This window comes from Caballeronia sp. M23-90, assembly GCF_053574605.1.
The window spans coordinates 1-1,138 of record NZ_JBSIPA010000859.1 but is presented as its reverse complement, the minus strand read 5'-3'; the positions used below and the strand labels follow the sequence as shown (position 1 = coordinate 1,138).

2 protein-coding genes are annotated in these 1,138 nt (G+C 60.8%); both read left to right on the top strand.

Annotated elements, in window-relative coordinates:
• The first annotated feature begins 320 nt into the window (after positions 1-320).
• Positions 321-893 carry a sigma-70 family RNA polymerase sigma factor gene (locus ACRXB1_RS36500; protein WP_449494834.1) on the top strand — a complete coding sequence of 191 codons (573 nt, stop codon included), beginning with the start codon at positions 321-323 and terminating at the stop codon, positions 891-893.
• A partial coding sequence (locus ACRXB1_RS36495; RefSeq protein ID WP_449494833.1) for an NrsF family protein occupies positions 890-1,138 on the top strand: 249 nt, incomplete at its 3' end. The genes ACRXB1_RS36500 and ACRXB1_RS36495, both read left to right, overlap by 4 nt.

Genomic DNA, 1,138 nt, shown 5'->3' with positions numbered 1-1,138 from the left:
CAGGTCACCAGACGCCCTGCCGAACGCGAAACGTGCGGATTGTGCCGCAACGTTTTGCTGCTGTCGATGTCGGCGCGCACGCGCCGTCGGCCGCGACCTGACTTTCAAGCGCGAACTTGACGAACAAGCACGCCGTGCCCTCTTCCCATCAAATTATCCGGACGCCGCTCGCTGATCTTGCCCCGCTTTCGCCGCCGGCGTTGCGCGCCGACATCGACAGCAGCAAAACGTTGCGGCACAATCCGCACGTTTCGCGTTCGGCAGGTCACCAGACGCCCTGCCGCTTTTTTATTTGGAGCGCGCTGTAACCCAATGCCGCGATGAAGCGAATAACAGAAGGTAATGGCGTGTCGGGTGTCGAAGAGCGGCTGAAGTCGCTCTTCGTACGCGGCCTGGATGGCGACGCGGTTGCGTATCGTGCGTTTCTGGACGACCTGACGGGACACCTGCGCGGTTTCCTGAGGAAACGTATCCATTATCTTCAGGACGACATCGAAGACATCGTGCAGGAAATCCTGCTGGCGGTGCACAACAGCCGCCATACATATCGTCCGGACGAACCGCTGACGGCGTGGGTGCACGCCATTGCGCGTTACAAGCTGATGGATTTCTTTCGGGCGAGATCACGGCGCGAAGCGCTGAATGATCCGCTCGACGAGACGCTCGATATCTTCGCAATTTCAGATGAAGAACCCGCCGACGCAAAACGCGATATCGGCAAGTTGCTCGAGCAGTTGCCGGACCGTCACCGGTTGCCGATCGTGCATGTGAAGCTGGAGGGTCTTTCCGTGACCGAGACAGCCACGCTGACGGGCATGTCGGAGTCGGCGGTCAAAGTGGGCATTCACCGAGGATTGAAAGCGCTGGCAGCAAAAATTCGAGGCACCGCATGAAAACCGACGACCTGATTTCGCTTCTCTCGACAGGGGTCACGCCCGTCGATACCGGCCTGTCGCGACGCCGCTTCGTGCGCGCGTTGCTACTGGGCGGCATGGGTTCGTTCGTGCTCATGCTGGCCGTCTACGGCTTGCGACACGACCTCGCTGTTGTATCGCGCACACCGCTCTTCTGGGCGCGCTTCGCATTTCCCGCAACACTTGCCGCGTGCGCGCCGCCAGGAACAGCGCGCAGGCGGCAA

Coding starts and splice junctions, on each gene's coding strand:
- ACRXB1_RS36500 (WP_449494834.1), top strand. CDS start 321: ATGAAGCGAATAACAGAAGGTAATGGCGTGTCGGGTGTCGAAGAGCGG.